Annotated in this window: 18 protein-coding genes and 2 pseudogenes; 3 read left to right on the top strand and 17 right to left on the bottom strand. The window is 69.7% G+C overall.

Features of this window, described 5'->3' with window-relative positions; translation table 11 throughout:
* Positions 1-24: 24 nt before the first annotated feature.
* Complete coding sequence (locus SALPAC2_RS0107615; protein WP_033661985.1) at positions 25-663, top strand: TetR/AcrR family transcriptional regulator; 639 nt, start codon at positions 25-27, stop codon at positions 661-663.
* On the opposite strand, the gene SALPAC2_RS0107610 is transcribed toward SALPAC2_RS0107615, so the two are convergent.
* The 3 genes from SALPAC2_RS0107610 to SALPAC2_RS27260 are packed head-to-tail and all read right to left on the bottom strand — an operon-like array spanning position 618 to position 2603.
* Positions 618-1439, bottom strand: coding sequence for a carbon-nitrogen hydrolase family protein (locus SALPAC2_RS0107610; protein ID WP_018216058.1), 822 nt, complete (start codon positions 1437-1439; stop codon positions 618-620). The genes SALPAC2_RS0107615 and SALPAC2_RS0107610 overlap by 46 nt on opposite strands.
* Positions 1436-2380 (bottom strand): class I adenylate-forming enzyme family protein, encoded by a 945-nt coding sequence (locus SALPAC2_RS24635; protein ID WP_018216057.1) that lies wholly within the window; start codon positions 2378-2380, stop codon positions 1436-1438. Before SALPAC2_RS24635 ends, SALPAC2_RS0107610 begins: the two co-directional genes overlap by 4 nt.
* Positions 2370-2603, bottom strand: a complete 234-nt coding sequence (locus SALPAC2_RS27260) for a hypothetical protein (protein ID WP_018216056.1) — start codon at positions 2601-2603, stop codon at positions 2370-2372. The genes SALPAC2_RS24635 and SALPAC2_RS27260 overlap by 11 nt, the downstream gene beginning before the upstream one ends.
* 196 nt (positions 2604-2799) lie before the next feature.
* On the opposite strand from SALPAC2_RS27260, the pseudogene SALPAC2_RS24630 reads away from it, so the two are divergent.
* Both SALPAC2_RS24630 and SALPAC2_RS25965 read left to right on the top strand, forming a co-directional pair.
* Positions 2800-3879, top strand: a pseudogene (locus tag SALPAC2_RS24630) (Dyp-type peroxidase); the annotation flags it as partial.
* A 1-nt stretch (position 3880) separates the two neighbouring features.
* Positions 3881-4297, top strand: a pseudogene (locus SALPAC2_RS25965) (IS5 family transposase); the annotation flags it as partial.
* A gap of 15 nt (positions 4298-4312) precedes the next feature.
* Here SALPAC2_RS25965 and SALPAC2_RS0107590 read toward each other — a convergent pair.
* From SALPAC2_RS0107590 to SALPAC2_RS0107525, 14 genes are all read right to left on the bottom strand, one after another.
* Entirely contained in the window at positions 4313-5641 is a 1329-nt protein-coding gene (locus tag SALPAC2_RS0107590; RefSeq protein WP_018216054.1) for an FtsX-like permease family protein, read from the bottom strand.
* Position 5642: 1 nt separating this feature from the next.
* On the bottom strand, positions 5643-6434 hold the full coding sequence (locus tag SALPAC2_RS0107585; protein ID WP_018216053.1) for an ABC transporter ATP-binding protein: 792 nt from the start codon (positions 6432-6434) through the stop codon (positions 5643-5645).
* A gap of 144 nt (positions 6435-6578) precedes the next feature.
* On the bottom strand, positions 6579-7223 hold the full coding sequence (locus tag SALPAC2_RS0107580) for a response regulator (RefSeq protein ID WP_018216052.1): 645 nt from the start codon (positions 7221-7223) through the stop codon (positions 6579-6581).
* On the bottom strand, positions 7175-8491 hold the full coding sequence (locus SALPAC2_RS0107575) for a sensor histidine kinase (protein WP_018216051.1): 1317 nt from the start codon (positions 8489-8491) through the stop codon (positions 7175-7177). Before SALPAC2_RS0107575 ends, SALPAC2_RS0107580 begins: the two co-directional genes overlap by 49 nt.
* A complete protein-coding gene (locus SALPAC2_RS24625) occupies positions 8488-9234 on the bottom strand; it encodes a class II aldolase/adducin family protein (RefSeq protein WP_018216050.1) in 747 nt (248 codons plus the stop codon). Before SALPAC2_RS24625 ends, SALPAC2_RS0107575 begins: the two co-directional genes overlap by 4 nt.
* Positions 9231-9542 (bottom strand): hypothetical protein, encoded by a 312-nt coding sequence (locus tag SALPAC2_RS0107565; RefSeq protein WP_018216049.1) that lies wholly within the window; start codon positions 9540-9542, stop codon positions 9231-9233. The genes SALPAC2_RS24625 and SALPAC2_RS0107565 overlap by 4 nt, the downstream gene beginning before the upstream one ends.
* A gap of 89 nt (positions 9543-9631) precedes the next feature.
* On the bottom strand, positions 9632-10885 hold the full coding sequence (locus tag SALPAC2_RS0107560) for a sensor histidine kinase (protein WP_109745441.1): 1254 nt from the start codon (positions 10883-10885) through the stop codon (positions 9632-9634).
* A 25-nt stretch (positions 10886-10910) separates the two neighbouring features.
* Positions 10911-11699 (bottom strand): ABC transporter permease, encoded by a 789-nt coding sequence (locus tag SALPAC2_RS0107555; RefSeq protein ID WP_018216047.1) that lies wholly within the window; start codon positions 11697-11699, stop codon positions 10911-10913.
* 19 nt (positions 11700-11718) lie between these two features.
* A complete protein-coding gene (locus SALPAC2_RS0107550; protein ID WP_018216046.1) occupies positions 11719-12651 on the bottom strand; it encodes an ABC transporter ATP-binding protein in 933 nt (310 codons plus the stop codon).
* Between the two features lie 90 nt (positions 12652-12741).
* Positions 12742-12870, bottom strand: a complete 129-nt coding sequence (locus tag SALPAC2_RS28175) for a hypothetical protein (RefSeq protein WP_018216045.1) — start codon at positions 12868-12870, stop codon at positions 12742-12744.
* A 30-nt stretch (positions 12871-12900) separates the two neighbouring features.
* Entirely contained in the window at positions 12901-13968 is a 1068-nt protein-coding gene (locus SALPAC2_RS0107540) for an integrase core domain-containing protein (RefSeq protein ID WP_018216044.1), read from the bottom strand.
* Positions 13969-14119: 151 nt separating this feature from the next.
* Complete coding sequence (locus SALPAC2_RS0107535) at positions 14120-15844, bottom strand: glycerol-3-phosphate dehydrogenase/oxidase (RefSeq protein ID WP_018216043.1); 1725 nt, start codon at positions 15842-15844, stop codon at positions 14120-14122.
* A 71-nt stretch (positions 15845-15915) separates the two neighbouring features.
* Complete coding sequence (gene glpK, locus SALPAC2_RS0107530) at positions 15916-17433, bottom strand: glycerol kinase GlpK (protein ID WP_018216042.1); 1518 nt, start codon at positions 17431-17433, stop codon at positions 15916-15918.
* A 38-nt stretch (positions 17434-17471) separates the two neighbouring features.
* The gene (locus tag SALPAC2_RS0107525) at positions 17472-18311 is read right to left on the bottom strand and encodes an MIP/aquaporin family protein (protein ID WP_012184592.1); all 840 of its coding nucleotides are present in this window, start codon (positions 18309-18311) and stop codon (positions 17472-17474) included.
* Positions 18312-18461 lie beyond the last annotated feature (150 nt).

Genomic DNA, 18461 nt, shown 5'->3' with positions numbered 1-18461 from the left:
GCACCGTCGTGCTATAAAGGCGTGATGCCAAAGATCGTCGATCCCCAGCAACGCCGCCGTGCGGTGGCCGATGCCGTGTACGCCGTCGTCGCACGCTGCGGCCTGGAAGGGGCCACGCTGCGCAACGTGGCCAGCGAGGCGGGGCTGGCCGTCGGATCGGTTCGGCACTACTTCACCGACCACGACGAGCTGATGATCTTCGCGGTGCAGGAGTTGGGGCGCCGCGTCGGCGAGCGGGTCTGGGCGCACGCCGAGCGCCTGCTCAGCGGGTCCACCGGCAGCCGCGAGGACCGACGCCGCCGCACCGAGGAACTCCTCGCCGAGTTCCTGCCGCTCGACGACGTACGACGCGACGAGGTGGTCCTCCGGCTCACGTTCAGCACGGCGGCCCGGACTCGTCCTTCGCTGCTCAAACACACCGAGGCGATGCAGCAGACCCTGCACGAACTGGTTCTTCGCACACTGCAGGGTGCGCAGGCGTCCGGCGGCCTGCCTGCTGACCTCGGCGTGGAGGTGGAGACCATCCGCCTGCGGGCCCTGCTCGACGGACTGGGCCTGCAGGCCGCGTTGTTCCCGCGACGCTTCACGTCGGATCTGCTGCGTGAGGTCCTGCACCATCACCTGGACGAGCTGGTCGCGGCCTCGGAACGCGGTCCAGAGTAAAGATCTTGACGCAGGCCAGCCAGGTAAGTGGTGTCGCGGCGAGCCGCCGCGATGACCGCCGGATCGATCTCGCCGGTCAGCAACGTCTCCCGATCGGGCGCCGCAACCACCGAGGTGCCGTCCGGCGCGGCGATCGTGGTCATTCCGCAGAAGCGCAACGGCGACCGCTCGCCGGTCCAGTTGGTGTAGGCGATGTACAGCTGGCTCTCGAAGGCACGTGCTGGCACGAGCGTGCGGGCGACGATCTGCCAGGGTTCCATGAGCGCGGTGGGCACCACCAGCAACTCGGTCCCGGCCAACGCGTGTGCCCGGACGAGCTCGGGGAACTCGACGTCGTAGCAGACGAGCAGGCCCACGGTCAGACCGTCCAGGGACGTCTGCACGACCGGAACCGAACCGGCGGCGAACCAGACTCTGTCCATCTCGCCAAACAGGTGTGTCTTGCGGTAGACCGCCGCTGTGCGACCCTGAGCGGTGACGAGGGCGACGGAGTTGTAGACCGTCGTGCCGTCCCGCTCCGGCCAGCCGTAGACGATGGCGACGCCGGTTGTGCGGGCTATGGCGCGCACGGCCTCCCGCCACGGACCGTCGACCGGCTCTGCCGCCTCGGCGAGAGTGGCCGGCCGCAACGGATAGCCGGCGAGCGACATCTCCGGCGCCACCAGCAGCCGAGCCCTGTCGGCCGCTGCCTGCCGGGCCGCGACCTCAAGTCGGCGCAGGAAGTCCGCAACCCCGCCGGGCCTGCATCCGGCCTGCCAACAGGCGATTCTGGTCATGGTTCCGCGTCTGCCCGGGCGAGCTGAGCCATCTGCTGCTTGTCCGGCTTGCCATTGCGGTTGAGCGGGAACTCGCCGACGACCAGCACCCGGTTCGGGCGCTCGAACTGCGGCAGCGCTTCGGTCAGTCGACCCCACCAGTAGGACGGGTCACGCTTCTGCTCGTCCTCGACGACGAAGACCAGCCGGGCGTCGAGGCGTTCGTCCTCCAGCGCCACCACCCGCACCGAACACCCGACGGCGGCGGCCTTGCGCTCGATCAATTCGGGATACAGCGTGTAGCCCATCCGGTGGACGGCAAACTTGCGGCCGAGGACGGTGAGGTTGCCGTGCTGGTCGAGGTGACCGAGGTCGCCGGTCGACTGCCAGCCGCCCGGGAGCGGGACCAGGGCACCGTCCTCGCTCAGGTGCCCCTCCATCGCGTCCGGGGTGTCGACCTCGATCTCCCCGGCCTCGCCCGGAGCGACCTCCCGCCCATCGTCGTCGGTCACCCGCAGCCGAATGCCCTCCATCGCCTTACCGCAGGCCACCGGGTTGTTCAGGGTGGCAAACGAGATGTTGCCCAGCTCGGTGCTGCCGTAGCTGTCCAGCAGCGGCAGGTTGAACTCGGCCACGTATCGATCGACGAGGTTGCTGTCGAGCGGGGCGGCGCCGACGCAGAACATCCGCACCGAGTCGAGACAGGAGCGCAGCTTCGGGTTGCGGTGCACGATGTTCAGCATGCTGCGGTAGCTCGCCGGTGTGGCGTCGATGACGGTGCTGCCGGAGATGCCGGCCAACAGCAGAGAGCGATCCAGTCGCCGATACGGCGCCACCACCAGGGAACACCTGCGCAACCAGGCGATCAGGACCATGGACAGGCCGTACTGGTGGGAGAACGGCAGGAGGGGCAGCAGGACGTCGTCGGAGTGGTGACCCACCTGGTCGGCGTTACGCTCCAAGGGTGAGCGCCGCCGAGGTCCGGGCTACCGGGCCGTCGGCGGCTGACGGGTCCATCCCGAGCCGTGCACGTCGGTCGTACGCACCGACCAGCTGCTGTGGCGCGCCGCCGCGCCGCCTCCGTCCCTCGGCGAGCGGGGCGGTGGGCGCCTCCCCGGCCGCCACGGCCGCCTGGCTCGGCCGGCCCGAGCCGGGTCCCAGCTCGATGGCAGAAAGACCCTCCATGCCGATCCTCCGTGCCGCCCCGCCTCGACCCTCGCGGTCGTCGCCGCGCTGGCCGCCGTGACCGCGACCGGAACAGCCCTGCTCACCGGTCCGGCTGCGGCCGCCCAGGGCTGCCGGGTGACTACACGCCCCCCGGCCACGGTGAGCCGATGCCCGACATGTCGGCCAACCCGGGAATGAGCATGAGCCCGGCGTCGTGACCGGTCCCTCCGTCCGGCCGGTGAGCAGGCGCGGCCTGCTCACCGGCGGGGCCCTGGCCGCCGGGGGCGCGCTCGCCGGCGCCGCCGCCGTCACCGCCGCCCGTTCCGACACCCCGGCGGTACGCGCGGGCGACCCGGTGCCGGTGGCGCAGGTCGGCACCGCGATCGAACCGTTCCACGGGCACCGGCAGGCCGGCGTCACCACCGAACCGCAGGCCCACGCGTCCTTCGTCGCGTTCACCCTCAAGCCCGGCACCGACCGGGCCGCGCTCGGCCGGATGCTACGGCTGCTCTCCGACGACGCCGCCCGCCTCACCCAGGGCCGGCCCGCCCTGGCCGACACCGAACCCGAACTGGGTGTATTGCCCGCCCGGCTGACCGTCACCTTCGGCTTCGGCCCCGGCCTCTACCGCACCGCCGGACGCGACGACCGGCGACCGCCGTCGGTGGCCGACCTGCCGTCATTCCGCATCGACCGGCTGCAACCGCGCTGGTCGGGCGGGGACCTGCTGCTGCAGATCTGCGCCGACGACCCGCTCACCGTCGCCCACGCTCAACGCGTGCTGGTCAAGGACAGCCGCCCGTTCGCCACCATCGCCTGGGTGCAGCAGGGATTCCGCCGGGCCGCCGGCACCGAACCCGGACGCACCCAACGCAACCTGTTCGGCCAACTCGACGGCACCGCCAACCCCAAACCTGGCCGCCCGCTGGAGGCCGCCGTGTGGGTAACCGACGGCCCCGCCTGGCTGCGCGACAGCACCACCCTCGTCGTCCGGCGGATCAGCATGAACCTGGAGACCTGGGACCTGCTCGGCCGCACCGACCGGGAATTGTCCATCGGCCGCCGCCTCGACACCGGCGCCCCGCTGACCGGCACCGCCGAACACGACGAACCCGACTTCGCCGCCCTCGGCCCCGACGGACTCACCGTCATCCCCGACTTCAGCCACCTCACCCGCGCCCACGTCACCGACGACCGGCTCAAGATCCTCCGCCGCCCCTACAACTACGACGGCGTACCGGCCGCCGACGGCACCGCCGACAGCGGCCTGATCTTCGCCTCCTACCAGGCCGACACGGCCGCTGTCGATCCTGCTGACCCCGGGCCAGGCCGGCGACAACCCCCAGCTTCTCGCGCTGCTCGACGCGATCCGCGTCAACGGGCCCGGACCCGGACGACCCCGCAAGCGCCCCGACGTGCTGATCGCGGACAAGGGCTACGCCCACGACTCCACCAGACGCGCCCTACGGCAACGCGGGATCCGACACGTCATCCCCGAACGGTCGGACCAGATCGCCCGCCGTGCCGCCAAGGGCAGCGCCGGCGGGAGACCACCCGCCTTCGACAAGCAGGTCTACCGCAAGCGCAACGTCGTGGAACGCTGCTTCAACCGCCTCAAGCAATGGCGCGATCTGGCCACCCGCTACGCGAAACGGGCGTCGCTCTACCAGGCAAGCCTCGTCCTCATCGCCGCCATCATCTGGCTTCCATGATCGACAGGACAGGCCCTAGGCGGCTGCCACGGCGTGGACAGCGGGGACGCCGCTGACGCGGCGGGCGGTGACGAGGGTCGTGGTCGCGGTTGCCGCGGTGCAGAGGGCGACGACGCCGAGCCAGATCCACGGACCCTGCCCGGGGTCGGGATCGTCTGTGCGGACCGCGGCGAAGGCGACGACGCCGGCTGCCCCGGCGAGGGTGCCGAACACGACGCCGGTGACGGTGACGAGCACGGTCTCACAGCCGACCATGCTCAGCACCTGTGCGGGGGTGGCGCCGGCGAGTCGTTGCTGACCGAACTCGCGACGCCGGTAGGTGGTCGCGGAGTAGAGACTGTTGATGAGCATCAGGCAGGCGAAGCCGGCGATGATGCCGACCACGGTGAAATTCAGGGTCTCCAGGTTCGTGTCCTCGACAGAACGGCGGATCCCTGCGGCGCGGATGGCGTCGCTCTCCACGGCCTGCAGGTAGAGCGTGGCCGTCGCCAAACCGGTGAACAGCACCAGCGGCATCAGCACCGCGGACAGCTCGGCGGCGCGTTCGCGGGTGTTCAGGACGGCGAGGTGCCCGCCGCCCCCGAAGACGCGGATCAGCACCGGCCCCATCGGGCGCAGCAGGGCGCGTAACAGGTAGGGCGAGAAGACGGCCAAACCGGCAGCGAGCAGGATGGAGCCGTACGCGGGGGCCGCCATCAGGGCGCTGTCGGTGGCCTGCATACCGAACGTGGCACCCACCCCCGCGATGCCGGCGGCGAGCGAGAGAGCACCTGCGGCTAGCCGGCCGCGCTGACGGGGTCGGCGACCGGGGGCACGGCCGGCCCGGCGTACCGCCACGGCAGCGGCACCGGTGCAGGCGAGCAGCATGACGGCGGACCCTGCGCCGGCCACGATCGGCCCGAAGGTGTGGTCGACCCCGTCCGCGACCTGCCCGGTCTCTTGGAAGCGGTCGAGCAGGAGCCGACCGCCGAGGATGGCGGGCCAGACGGCGAGCAGCGTGCCGGCCAGCCCGATTAGGCTGGCCTCGCCGATCACCATGGTGCGGATTTGACCGGGGGTGGCCCCGATGTGCCGCAGCAGACTCAGCTCCTCGCCGCGCTGCCGGACGGTGACAGTCAGTGTGGAGGCGATCGCGAGGAACACCAGCAGGGTGCCGTAGCCGCCGACCACCCCGCCGGTCAGGTGCAGCGATTCGGCGCTGGCGGCATCCACCCCGGCGCTGGCGGCGGTGTCGTGCAGCGAGTTGAAGAGCATGATGATGACGGCGCCGAGCCAGGCGGCGAGCAGGGTGGCAGTGAACTGTCCGGGGCGCTGCCGTACCGAGCGCCAAGCCAGGATGAGCACCTCACACCTCCAGCGTGACGTCGTCGCGGGCGGCGTTCCCGAGGTGGGTGAGTCGTTCGGCGACGGCCTCCGGCGTCGGCCTCGCGAGGTGCCCGGCCAGCCGTCCGTCGGCCAGGAACAGCACCGTGTCGGCGGCGGCGGCGGCCACCGGGTCGTGGGTCACCATGACCACGGTACGGCCGTGCACCTGCACCACCTCCCGCACCAGTGCCAGGATCTCGCGGGCCGTCCGGGAGTCCAGGGCGCCGGTCGGCTCGTCGGCGAACACCACCCGCGGCTCGACCAGCAGCGCCCGGGCGATCGCCACGCGTTGCCGCTGCCCACCGGACAGCTCGTCCGGCCGGTGCCGGAGGCGGTCGGCGAGACCCATCTGTGCCAGGATCCGCCCAGCCCGTTCCGTGTCGACACGCCGGCCGGCGAGTTTGAGCGGCAGCACGACATTCTCCAGCACGGTCAGCGTGGGCAGGAGGTTGTACTGCTGGAACACGAACCCGATCCGTTCACGCCGGAACCGGGTCAGCTGCGCCTCTCCCCGCCCGACCAGCGGTTGGCCGTCCACCACAACCGTCCCGCTGTCGAGGGGCTCCAATCCCGCCGCGCACTGCAGCAGCGTCGACTTCCCTGAACCCGACGGTCCCATCACCGCGGTGAACGAACCGGTCGCGAGGCTCAGCGACACCCCGTCCAACGCCGTCACGACGTTGCCCGCCGTCCCGTACGTCTTCCGCACCTCCACCAGTCGCAACGCCTCCGCACTCAGCACGGCCTCACCGACACGCCGACGACCGAACATGGCACCCTCCGTCTTCTCGGGATCGGGTCTTGCTCCGATGCTCCGAGTCAAGGTCATGCGGGCGGGCGGGTCAGGAGTGCAGGGTCCCGAACCGGGGTGGTGCTACCACCACTGTCCGCGCGGCGGGGCCGGACAACCTGCCGGTCAGGCCCGCAGGTAGGCGAGGACCGCCATCACCCGGCGGTTGTCGTCGTCCGACGGCGGCAGGCCCAGCTTGGCGAAGACGCTGTTGATGTGCTTGCTGACCGCCTTCTCGGTGACGACGATGCGGCTCGCGATCGCGGCGTTGGACCGGCCCTCCGCCATGAGGCCGAGCACCTCGCGTTCCCGTGGGGTGAGCGCGGCGAGCGGCTGGTCGCTGCCGCGGCGGGCCAGCAGCTGCGCGATGACGTCGGGGTCCATCACAGTGCCGCCGCCGGCCACCTGGCGTACCGCGTCGACGAACTGCCCGACGTGCGCCACGCGGTCCTTGAGCAGGTAGCCGACGCCACCGCTGCGGTCGGACAGCAGCTCCCGCGCGTACATCTGCTCGACGTGTTGCGACAGCACCAGGATGGGCAGGCCGGGGATCTGGGCGCGGGCGGCGATGGCGGCCTGCAACCCCTCGTCGGTGAACGTGGGCGGGAGCCGGACGTCCGCGATGGCGACGTCCGGCTTGTGCTTCAGCAACGCAGGCAGCAGCGCGGGCCCGTTGTCGACCGCGTCCACGACCTCGAGGTCGAACGCGGTCAAGAGTCGGGTCAGGCCGTCCCGGAGGAGGGCGAGGTCCTCGGCGATGACAACACGCACGGCAGCTCCATGGTCACGATGGTTGGTCCGCCCACCGGGCTGGACAGCATCATTCTCCCATCGAACGCCGCCAACCTCCGCTCGATCCCGCGCAGTCCGCTGCCTCCGGTCGGGTCCGCACCGCCGACGCCGTCGTCGGTCACGCGCATCGTCAACAGGCCGGCGTGGTGCATGACATCGATCGCCGCCGACGTGGCGCGACTGTGCTTGACCACGTTGGCCAGTGCCTCGGCGATCGCGAAGTACGCCGCGGATTCCACGGGCGCTTCCACCTTCCCCGCAAGGGCCACCTCGGCGCGCACCGGGATGGGCAGGGTCAGCGCCAGTGCCACGACGGCCCCCTCGAGACCCCGCTCGGCGAGCACCGGCGGATGGATGCCACGCACGACCTCGCGGAGTTCGCCCAGCGCCTGGCCGCTCGCCTCGCGGGCTTCGACGAGCAGTTGCTGTGCCTTCTGCGGGTTGCGGTGCAGCAGTTCCTCCGCGAGGCCGATGTTGATGCCGAGCGACACGAGCCGCGCCTGGGTACCGTCGTGCAGGTCGCGCTCGATGCGGCGCAGCTCTGCGGCCTGTGCGTCAACGGTCGCCTCCCGGGTGGTGGTGAGCCGTTCGACCCGTTGCTGCAGCAGGGCGCTCGCGGTCGGGGCCAGCAGGAGCCGGGAGAACCGGAACGTGGTGCGTACCAGCGCCGGGGCGACCACCAGGCCGAGGACGAGGAGGAAGACGCCCTGCGGAGCCGTCAGCAGGGCCTCGGTCAGGTTGTCCAGCGGCCAGGTGACGCCGTAGCCGTACCAGTCTAGGACGTGGTAGAGGAGCACCGGAACGAACAGGGTGCCTTCCAGGCCGTACACGGTCAGGCTGATCGCCACGATGCCGAGCAACCCGCTGACGATCGCGCCGGGCAGCAGCCAGGCGAAGTCCCGCCACGTCGCCGGATCCGCCGCCACGTGACGGAAGCGCTGCCAGGAACCGAGCGGGGCGGCGGCCGGGACGGGCCGGTAGGGCGACGGGATGTCGACGCCGTACCAGCGGGCCAGCCGTCGCTCCAGATCGGCGCGCCAACGGACGGCCTCAGCGGCGAGGGGTACGAGAACGACGCCGATGCCGAGCACCGGCACGAGCGCGACCGCGGTGGCCATGAGAGCGAAGAGGGTCGTGTTGACGGTGAGCGAGAGCGCGGCCGTGGCCAGGCCGTGGCCCGCGGCGAGGAGCCGGGGTGCGACCTGCCGCGCTGCTGCCCGCAACCGGGACGTGGAGGCTCTGTTCACTCCTCCATTCTGGGGCCGCGACCCGCTCCGGTCGGTGGTGCTAGGACCCCGGTGCGGCGTCGTCCCACCCCTACCGGCGGTGGCTGGCCCTCGCGTCGGGCGGCCGGAGTCGCAGCCAGGGCAGGACCGGAGGACGGTTCAGTATGCTGCCGGTATCCGAGGATGATGGCCTTCTTGTCGCCGAGGGTGGTGGCCAGCCGGTTTCCCTCGTCGAGGTCGACCACGACGCCGGTGTAGTCGTCGAAGGACGCCTGGTCGTGGTAGAAGACCGCGGCGTCCTGCGTGAGCGGCTCGATGAACTGGTCCGTCGCGGAAAGCGCCTTGCCGTAGATGGAGTGCGCGTGCGCTGCCCCGACGACGTCCGGTCGGTGCTTGTGGATGCAGGCGTGGATGACGAAGGCGGCCCGGGCGATCGGGTACTTGCCCTTGAGCACGTTGCCGTCCTCGTCCATCAGCGAGAGGTCACTGACCTTGACGTGGGCGAACGGGATGAGAAAAGGGTTGACCCAGAACAGGTGCGGGAACTCCGGGTCGCGGGCGCTGATGTGGCCGGCCACCCCCTCGTCGAAGCCGTACTCGGCGAACAGGCGCAGGGCGCCGACGAGCCGTTCCTTGCGGTAGCGGCGCTCCTCGGCGGGATCCTCGTAGCCGGACGGCATCTCCGGCGAGTAGTTGGCGACCAAGACCTCGTCCGGGATGGGCTTGAGGTCGTCGATGGAGAGTTCTTCGCGGCGCGGGCTCATGAGCGCGACGCCTCGGTGACCTCGGCGGGCACCTCGTCGGCCTCGGCCGCCGAGGGCTGCGCCGGCACGCTGAGACCGGGGATGGAGATGTCGGGGATGCTCTTGACCGCCTCGAAGCCCGCCTCGATGGCCTCGGCGAGGGTCGGCGTGACGTCGTCCTCGAAGGTGACCCGGGTGACGGAGACGGTGGCATCGGTGGGGAGGGCGGCGCTGGCGAAGGAGACGTTCGCGGCGCTCTTCTCCTTCAGCGTGACGCTTTCCTGCTCGGTGATAACCCTTTGCAGGATCAGTGAGAAGTGGTGTCCCATGGCAGGCTGCTCTTTGTCGGGCCGACGACCGTTCCGTATAGATTGAGATCGTCGCGCCGGGGTGCCGGGTGAGGCACCCCCTACTCGCCCTACTCTTTCCAGTGCACCGGTAGCCGGGTGGAGATCGCTGTGCCGTAGCCGGGCTCGGATTCGACGGTGAGGGTGCCGGAGTTGCGCTCGGCGCGCGCCCGCATCCCGCCCAGCCCGAAGCCGCCGTTCCTGTCGCGCCGGGGCAGCCGGTGCGGGTCGAAACCCGGGCCGTCGTCCCGGATATCGAGGGTGACCTCGTCGTCCATGTAGCTCAGGGTGACTCCGACCCGGCAGGCACCGGCGTGCTTGGCCGCATTCGTCAACGCCTCCTCGGTGATCCGCAGAATGGCGGCGGCGGTCTCGTCGTGCAGGTCCACGACCGTGCCGGTAAGGGTGAACTCGGCGCGAGTGTGATGCCGCTCGGCCCACTGGACGACCGTGTTGCGCAGCGCCTGCGGGAGTGTGTCGTGGGCCAGGCTCAGCGGGGCCAGATTGTGCACCGACCGGCGGGCCTCGCCGAGGCTGTGCCGGGCCAGATCGGCGGCGCGGTCAAGGTGTTCCCGTGCCGCGGGCGGGTCGCTCGTCCCAGACACCGCCTGCAGCTGGGTGATGATGCCGATCAGGTCCTGGGCGATGGTGTCGTGGATCTCCGCCGCCAGCCGCCGGCGTTCCTCGACGACGCCCACCTCCCGGGCCTGCAGCAACAGTTGGGCGTGCAGGCTGGCGTTCTCCTCGATCGCCGCCTCCAGAGCGGTGTTGGTGCGTTCCAGCGCGGCGATGGTGGCGGCGCGGGCCTCGGAGCGCTCCTCCTCTTTGCGGACGAAGTGGCCGATCATTCCCAGCAGCACGTTGTTGGCCAGCAGCAACCCGAAGAAGATGATCCACTGCCCCGCGTCCTCGAAGGGCAGCCCGCCGGCTTGCGCCGCCGCCATCGGCAGCGAGTGCGCGAAGGTGCCGACCGCCTGCCAGCGCCGGCTGCGGATCAGCACGGTGTTGTCGACGTAGCCGGTGGCCACGTAGAACGCGAAGAACGGGTTCAGCCCGACGAGCACCGCGCTGACCAGCCAGCGCAGCGCGAAATACGTGGCCGAGGTGGCGTCCGGGCCCGTCCGCGAGCGACGGGCCCGGTCCCACCACAGTTGCAGGACGACGGCCGCGACGATCACCGCAACGGTGATTAGGCGCTGGTCCGTGCCGGGGGTCAGGTCAAGCTGTGACGACACCAGCAGGACGCTGGTGGCCAGCAGGTAGTAGGGGTGCCACCTGAGGACGAGCTCCCACCGGCGGTCGAGCGTGGTGCCTGCGATCGTCACGCCCTCAGTCTGCATCACGGTCGTCCTACTCCCATCGAAACCAGCGGATGGCGGCGGCCGAGGTGACCACGGCCCACGCTGCCAGCACGACCAGAAACCTCCAGTCCGGCCAGTCGCCCGCCGCGGCCTGACCGAGCGCGTTGGCCGCGGCACCGAACGGGGTGAACTCGACCACGTCGCCGAGCGCCTCCGGCATGGACCGGACCGGGATCCACAGGCCGGTGCAGAACAGAGCCGGGAAGTACACCGCCACGCCGATGCCGGTCGCGTGCCGGGCGGCCTTGGCCACGGCGGCTACCAGGGCACCGATGGCGAGACTGGCCGCGCCGGCCAGCAGCAGCGCCAGCACGTAGCCGAAGACCTGGCGGGGCAGGGCCACGTCGAACGCGAGCCAGCCCACGAACAGGCACAGCGCCGCGGAGACCAGGGCCATCACGCCATTCAGCCACATCTGCGTGAACAGCAGGGTGGACGGCCGGACCGGGGTGGTCGACATGCGTCGCAGGATGCCGAGCTCGCGGTAGCTGGTCAGGATCGGCGGAAAGATCAGCAGTGCCGCCGTGATCAGCGAGATCAGCACCACCACGGGCACGTACAGGTCGATCACTCGCAGGCCGTCGAGGTCCGGGTTGACCTCGCGGAACGACGGCACCAGGCCGAGGATCACCAGCAGCAGCGGCGGAAAGACGATGGACAGCAGCACATTGGAGATGTCCCGGCCGTAGAGGCGGATCTCCGAGCGCAGGACAGCGGAGCGGGCGGACGGGCCGCCGGCCGGGGCGGGCGGCGCGATGGTGGTCACCTGGTCAGTCATGTCATTCTCCAGCGGGTGGTCAGGACGCCTCGGTCAGATCCAGGAAGGCGTCGTCCAACGTGGCGTCGGTGACCCGGAACTGGTGGGTCAGGATGTGGGCCTGGGCGAGCAGCGAGATGACCGCGTTGACGGTCTCCTCGGTGCCGCGCAGCGTGATCCGGGCGTCCTGGCGTTCGATCGTCGCCAAGCCGGGCAGCGCGGCCAGGATCTCCTGGTCGATCGGCTGGGACGGCGTGAACGAGATGACCGTGGAGGTCGACGACTTGCCGATCAGGCCGGCCGGGGTGTCCAGCGCGCTGATCTTCCCCTTGTCGATCAGGGCGATCCGGTTGCACAGCCGTTGCGCCTCCTCCATGAAGTGGGTGACCAGGAGGACGGCGACGCCGCTGTCGCGGACGTCTTCGATCAGCGACCAGGTGTCGCGCCGGGCCCGCGGGTCGAGCCCGGTGGTCAGCTCGTCCAGCACCACGACGCGCGGCGAGCCGATCAGCGCGAGCGCGATGAACAGCCGCTGCTTCTGCCCGCCGGAGAGCTTGCCGAACCGGGTGGTGAGCTTGGCGGTGAGGCCGAGCCGCTCGGCCAGCGGCCGCCAGTCGAGCGGGCGGGTGTAGAAGGAGGAGTACAGCTCCAGCGCCTCGCGTACGGTGAGCTTGGCCTGCAGGGCACTCTCCTGCAGCTGGACGCCCAGCACGTGGGTGACCTCGGTCTGGTCGGCGACCGGGTCGAGCCCGGCGACCCGGATCCGGCCGGAGTCGGGGACCCGCAGGCCCTCGATGCACTCGACGGTGGTGGTCTTACCGGCGCCGTTGGGGCCGAGAATCCCGAAGACCTCGCCCTCCTCGACAGTGAAGGAGACGTCGTCGACCACGGTCCGGCCGCCGTACGCCTTGTGGAGCTCGCTGACTTCGATGACCGGCCCGCGGGTGGTTCGGGGGATTCTCGTTGTGGTCATGGGAGAAGCTTCCTGTTCGTACCACCCGTCCCGCATCGCCCATCGCGCTCGACGCAGAATCAATCAATCGGATGATCGCGGTACGACCCCTTACCCGTTGCGAGCGGCGTCGCCGGCCAGTTTGCGGCGGTCGATCTTGTGGTTCGCGTTCAGCGGGAACTCGGCCAGATGCCGGTACGCCTTCGGCAGCATCGCCTCCGGCAACCTGTGGGGTTTCATAACCCTGTCACCGACTCTGAGCAGGGCCGTCTACGCGGCTCGTTCGTACTCGTTGATTAGCCCGCCGAGGACTGGGCGACGTCTGACCCGCTCGTGGGTCAGGTCGACGACGGGCCGGTCGGGTCGTGGAGGCTGCCACTGCTGCGACCTGTGTGGTCGTCGGCCGTTGTAGTGACTGGCATATTCGGCGAGCGTCAGGCGTAGATGTCGTTCGTTGATGATGAGTATGCGGTCGGTGAGCTCGCTGCGGACGGTGAGGACGAGCCGTTGCGCGTGGGCATTTGCTCGCGGGCTTCGCGGCGGGATCTTGTATACGGTGACGCCGGCATGGGCCGGCACCGCGTCGAAGGCTGCGGTGGACTGCCCGGCCCGGTCCTGGATAAGGAATCTGAATTGGTCGGCGCGGTCACCGAGGTTCATGAGCAGGTTGCGGGCCTGCTGGGTGGTCCATGCTCCGTCCGGGTTGGCAGTGATGCCGAGGATGTGCATGTAGCGGCTGCCAACCTCGATCACGAAGAACACGTACCGGCGCTTGAGGGTGAGCGTGCAGTCCAGGTGGATGAAATCGCAGGCCAACATGGTCGATGACTGGGCGCGGAGGAACCGTCGCCAGGTGGTGTGGTCACGGTGCACGGGCGCCGGTGGGATGCCCAATCGTTTGAGGGTCCGCTGGATCGTGGACGCGCTGACACGGTGGCCGAGGCCGAGCAGTTCGCCGTGGATGCGTTGGTAGCCCCAGTCGGGGTTGTCCCGGGACGTCCGCTCGACCAGGGCGGTGATGGCTGGGTCGGTCGGCGGCCGGTCGGACCGGTTGGGATATGTCCAGTGGCGGGCGACCAGCCGCCGATGCCAGCGCATGACCGTGGTCGGAGTGACGAGCCGGTGCGCCGCCAATGCCCGGGGCAGGAATTTGATCAGGGCGGCGAGCACCGCTCGGTTTGCCCAGTCCAGGTGCGGTGTCGGATTCTGCCGGCGTAAGACCGCGTTCTCGTGACGGAGCACCAAGATCTCCACGTCTTTGGCCGTACCGGTGCTGGCCAGGAGGGCGAGCCATCCGGCGATGCGGCAGAACACGAGGTAGAGCAGGCGCAGCGACACAGGTCATGACGATGCCTAACAGCATGGCCGAGCGCTACATCTGCCCACGTCAACCACGGTTACCGGGCTTTGGAATCCCACAGGGTCGGCCGTAGCTGACTCCGGCCTGTCGGGCGGGACGTGGCGGAACGCATGCGGCGCGCGCGCCAGGTCAGGCCGCGAGTGCTACCTGCGGCACCACATCCGGCACGACCAGCCGGGCCGCGTCGGCGGCCTGGTCCTCGATCTGGTCGTGCGCCATCCGTTCGGCGTCCACCTGTGCGACGTAGTGCGCCACCTCGCGGTCCACACGCTCGGCGTCCCAGCCGAGCACCGACGCCATCAACTGCGCCGCCGGTCGGGCGGCTGCCAGGCCCCGGTCGAACGTCTCGATCGATATGTGTGTACGCCGGGTAAGCACGTCCTCCAGGTGCAGGGCACCCTCGGCTGACGCCGCGTGGACGACCTCCACACGCAGATAGTCGTCGGCGCCGTCGAGCGGCTCAACGAGGGTCGGATCCTCTCCCAGCAGGTCCAACACCTCGTCGACGGCGGCGCCGTAGCGGCGCAACAGATGCTCAACCCGCTCCACGGTCAGGTTGTACTGTCGCGCGATGCGACGGCGCTGGTTCCATCGGGCGACATAGCCCTCGGCGCCGAGCAGGGGAACCCGGTCGGTGCAGGACCGCGGCACCCCACCGCCGAGTCCCCGCACGGCCTCGTCGACAGCGTCGCGGGCCATCACCCGGTACGTTGTGTACTTCCCGCCGGCGACCATCACCAGACCCGGCGCCGGGTTCGCCACGGTGTGCTCACGGGACAGCTTGGCGGTCGCATCCGAATGCCCGGACAGCAGCGGCCGCAGGCCCGCGTATACGCCCTCGACGTCGTCGCGGGTCAGCGGACTGGCCAGTACCTCGTTGACCCGTTCCAGCAGGTAGTCGATGTCGCGGCTGGTCGCTGCCGGGTGCGCCTTGTCCAGATCCCAGTCGGTGTCGGTGGTGCCGATCAGCCAGTGCCGACCCCACGGGATCACGAACAGCACGCTGGATTCGGTTCGCAGGATCAGGCCGGTGGTGGAGCGGATCCGGTCGCGAGGCACGACGAGGTGGATACCTTTCGACGCGCGAACCTGCACCGGCCCACGCTCCCCAACGAGAGACTGGATTTCGTCGGTCCAGACGCCGGTGGCGTTGATGACCTGCCGGGCGCGGACCTCGAGGACCTGGTCGGTCTCCAGGTCGTGGACCCGCGCCCCGGTGATGCGGTCTCCGTCGCGCAGGAGGCCCACGACCCGGGCTCGGGAAACGGGGTACGCGCCGTGGGCTGCGGCGGTACGGACGAGACACGTCACCAGCCGGGCGTCATCGACCTGAGCGTCGTAGTACTGCAACGCGCCCACCAGCGACTCCGGACGCAGGGACGGGCAAGCGCGGACCGCGCCACGTCGGGTCAGGTGCCGGTGGGCCGGTACCCCGCGGGAGTTGCTGCCGGAAAGGCTCATCGTGTCGTAGAGCAGGACACCGGCGCCCGCGTACAGCCGTTCCCAGCCGCGGTGCCGCAGCGGGTAGAGAAACGGCACCGGCCGGACCAGGTGCGGGGCGAGTCGCTGCAGTAGTAGGCCCCGCTCGCGCAGCGCCTCGCGGACCAGCCCGAAGTCGAGCATCTCCAGGTAGCGCAGACCACCGTGGATGAGTTTACTGGAGCGGCTCGACGTGCCGCTGGCCCAGTCGCGGGCCTCGACGAGACCGACCGACAGGCCCCGGGTGACGACGTCCAGGGCGCAGCCGGCGCCGGTGACGCCGCCACCGACCACCAGGACGTCCAGTTCCGGGCCGCTGCTTAGCGCGGCCAGCGACCGCTCGCGGGCGGCCAGTGACAGTGTCGAGGAGTGCATGCGTTCTCTCTCCTGTGTCTGGGAGGCCAGCGGGGACGCCGGCCTCCCGGGTTTCTCGGATCCGGTGGTGGTCAGTCGACGTCGACCCAGTTGAGGGTGCGTTGGACGGCCTGCTTCCAGCGTTCGTACTCGGCTTGGCGTTGTTCTGGTGGCCAGGTGGGCTGCCAGCGGTGGCTTTCGTTCCAGTTCTCGCGTAGTTCGTCGGTGCTGCGCCAGAATCCGACGGCGAGGCCGGCGGCGTACGCGGCGCCGAGCGCGGTGGTCTCGGTGACCACGGGCCGGCTTACCGGTACGCCGAGGATGTCGGCTTGCAGTTGCATGCACAGGTCGTTGTCGGTGACGCCGCCGTCGACCTTGAGACATTCCAGCGGTACGCCGGAGTCTTTGGCCATGGCCTCGGCGACGTCTCGGCTCTGGTAGCAGATCGACTCGAGGGTGGCCCGGGCGATGTGGGCGTCGGTGTTGAACCGGGACAGGCCGACGATCGCGCCGCGGGCGTCGGAGCGCCAGTACGGGGCGAACAGGCCGGAGAAGGCGGGTACGAAGTACACTCCGCCGTTGTCGGGCACCTGGCGGGCCAGGATCTCGCTCTGCCCTGCGGTGTTGATGATTTTCAACTGGTCGCGTAGCCACTGCACGGCTGATCCGGTGACCGCGATGGAGCCTTCCAGGGCGTATACCGGCGCCTGGCCGCTGAACTGGTAGCAGACGGTGGTGAGTAGGCCGGCCTGGGAGCGGACGATCTCCGTGCCGGTGTTGAGGAGCATGAAGTTGCCCGTACCGTAGGTGTTCTTGGCCTCGCCCGGGGCGAAGCAGACCTGACCGACGGTGGCTGCCTGCTGGTCGCCGAGGTCCGCGGTGAGCGGGACTGATCCGGTGAACGGACCACGCGCCGTGGTGGCACCGTAGGAGTCCGGGTCGGACGATGGTCGGATCCGGGGCAACATGGCGCGCGGGATGTCGAAGAACGACAGTAGTTCGTCGTCCCAGTCCAGCGTGTCCAGGTTCATCAGCATGGTGCGGCTGGCGTTGGTCGGATCGGTGACGTGCACGCCGCCGTCGGTGCCGCCGGTCAGGTTCCACAGCAGCCAGGTGTCGGTGTTGCCGAAGACGGCCTCTCCACGCTCGGCTGCTTCCCGGACCCCATCGACGTTGTCGAGGATCCACTGGATCTTGCCGGCGGAGAAGTATGTGGCCGGTGGTAGGCCGGCCTTACGGCGGATGATGTCGCCCCGCCCCGAGCGCTCCAGTGCCGAGGCGATCCGGTCGGTGCGGGTGTCCTGCCACACGATGGCGTTGTGGTAGGGCCGACCGGTGCGCCTGTTCCATACCACGGTGGTCTCACGCTGGTTGGTGATCCCGAGCGCGGCGAGGTCGGTGACGGTCAGGCGGTGCTCGTAGAGCACGGTCTGGATGACGGTCTGGGTCCGCTCCCAGATCTCCACCGGATTGTGTTCGACCCAACCGGGCCGCGGCAGGATCTGCTGATGCTCGAGCTGGTGGCGACCGACGTCGTTACCACCGTGATCAAAAACCATGAAACGGGTACTGGTGGTGCCCTGGTCCACCGCACCAACGAAGTCAGCCATGCGGGATGTCACCTCTACGGGTCGTCGGGATATGTCGATCAGACGCGGGCGCGCTCGGACATCGCAGCCGTTTCGGTCGCAGTCTCGGCGCTGTTCGCGCCCGGCTGCGGCTCATCGCTCGGCAGGAATCGGCCGACGAACAATTGATAGAGGCCGGCGCCGATGACACCACCGACCAGCGGTCCGACGATGGGCACCCAAAAATACGGATATCCGCTCGGGTCCAGGAAGGCCGTCTCGTACCCGGTGAGGAAGGACGCGAGGCGGGGGCCGAAGTCACGGGCCGGGTTGATCGCGTAGCCGGCGTTGACGGCGAACGCCATGCCAATCGCGACCACGATCAGGCCGACGATCAGTGGGGCAAGGTTGGCACCGGGCAGAGAGTTGCGGGCGTCGGTTACGGCAAGGATCAGAAACAGCAGGATCGCCGTGCCGATGATCTGGTCACGCAGGGCGCCCCACTCGGTGATGCCAGCACCCGGCAGGGTCGAGAAGACGCCCTGGCTCTTGCTGGTCAAGCCCGGGTCAAACCGCTGCAGCACCTCGCTGTAGTTCCAGCGAATGATCAGGGCCGCGACGAACGCCCCGGCGGTCTGTGCGAGGGCATAGGGCATCACCTTGCGCCACGAGAAGCCCTTGAACACCGCGAGGGCGAGCGTTACCGCCGGATTGAGGTGGGCGCCACTGATCCGGCCAGCGACGTAGATGCCCAGCGCGACGCCAAGGCCCCAGGCCCAGGCAATGCTGTCGAACTCACCGGTGCCACCGGCAGTGACCTGGGCGACGACGCCCACGCCGAAGAGAATCAGGATCGCGGTGCCGGCGAACTCGGCGGCCAACTCGCCAAGGAGTCCGGGCGCTCTCACACGCTGTGTCATGGTGTCTCCAGGTGGGGGTGGCGGACCTCCGCGACCGGGGGACGGAGGGCCGTGCGATGTCGGCGAGGTGTCGGACGTCGCCGTGCGGTGAACCGTAGGAAACATGAGGAGGCAGGTCAACGAACCCCGGTCGACAATGCCGAACACTGT

The sequence above is a fragment of the Salinispora vitiensis genome, assembly GCF_000378825.1.
GTDB classification, from domain to species: Bacteria; Actinomycetota; Actinomycetes; order Mycobacteriales; family Micromonosporaceae; genus Micromonospora; species Micromonospora vitiensis.
The sequence above is the reverse complement of the archived record's forward strand: the minus strand, read 5'-3'. Positions and strand labels throughout refer to the sequence as shown.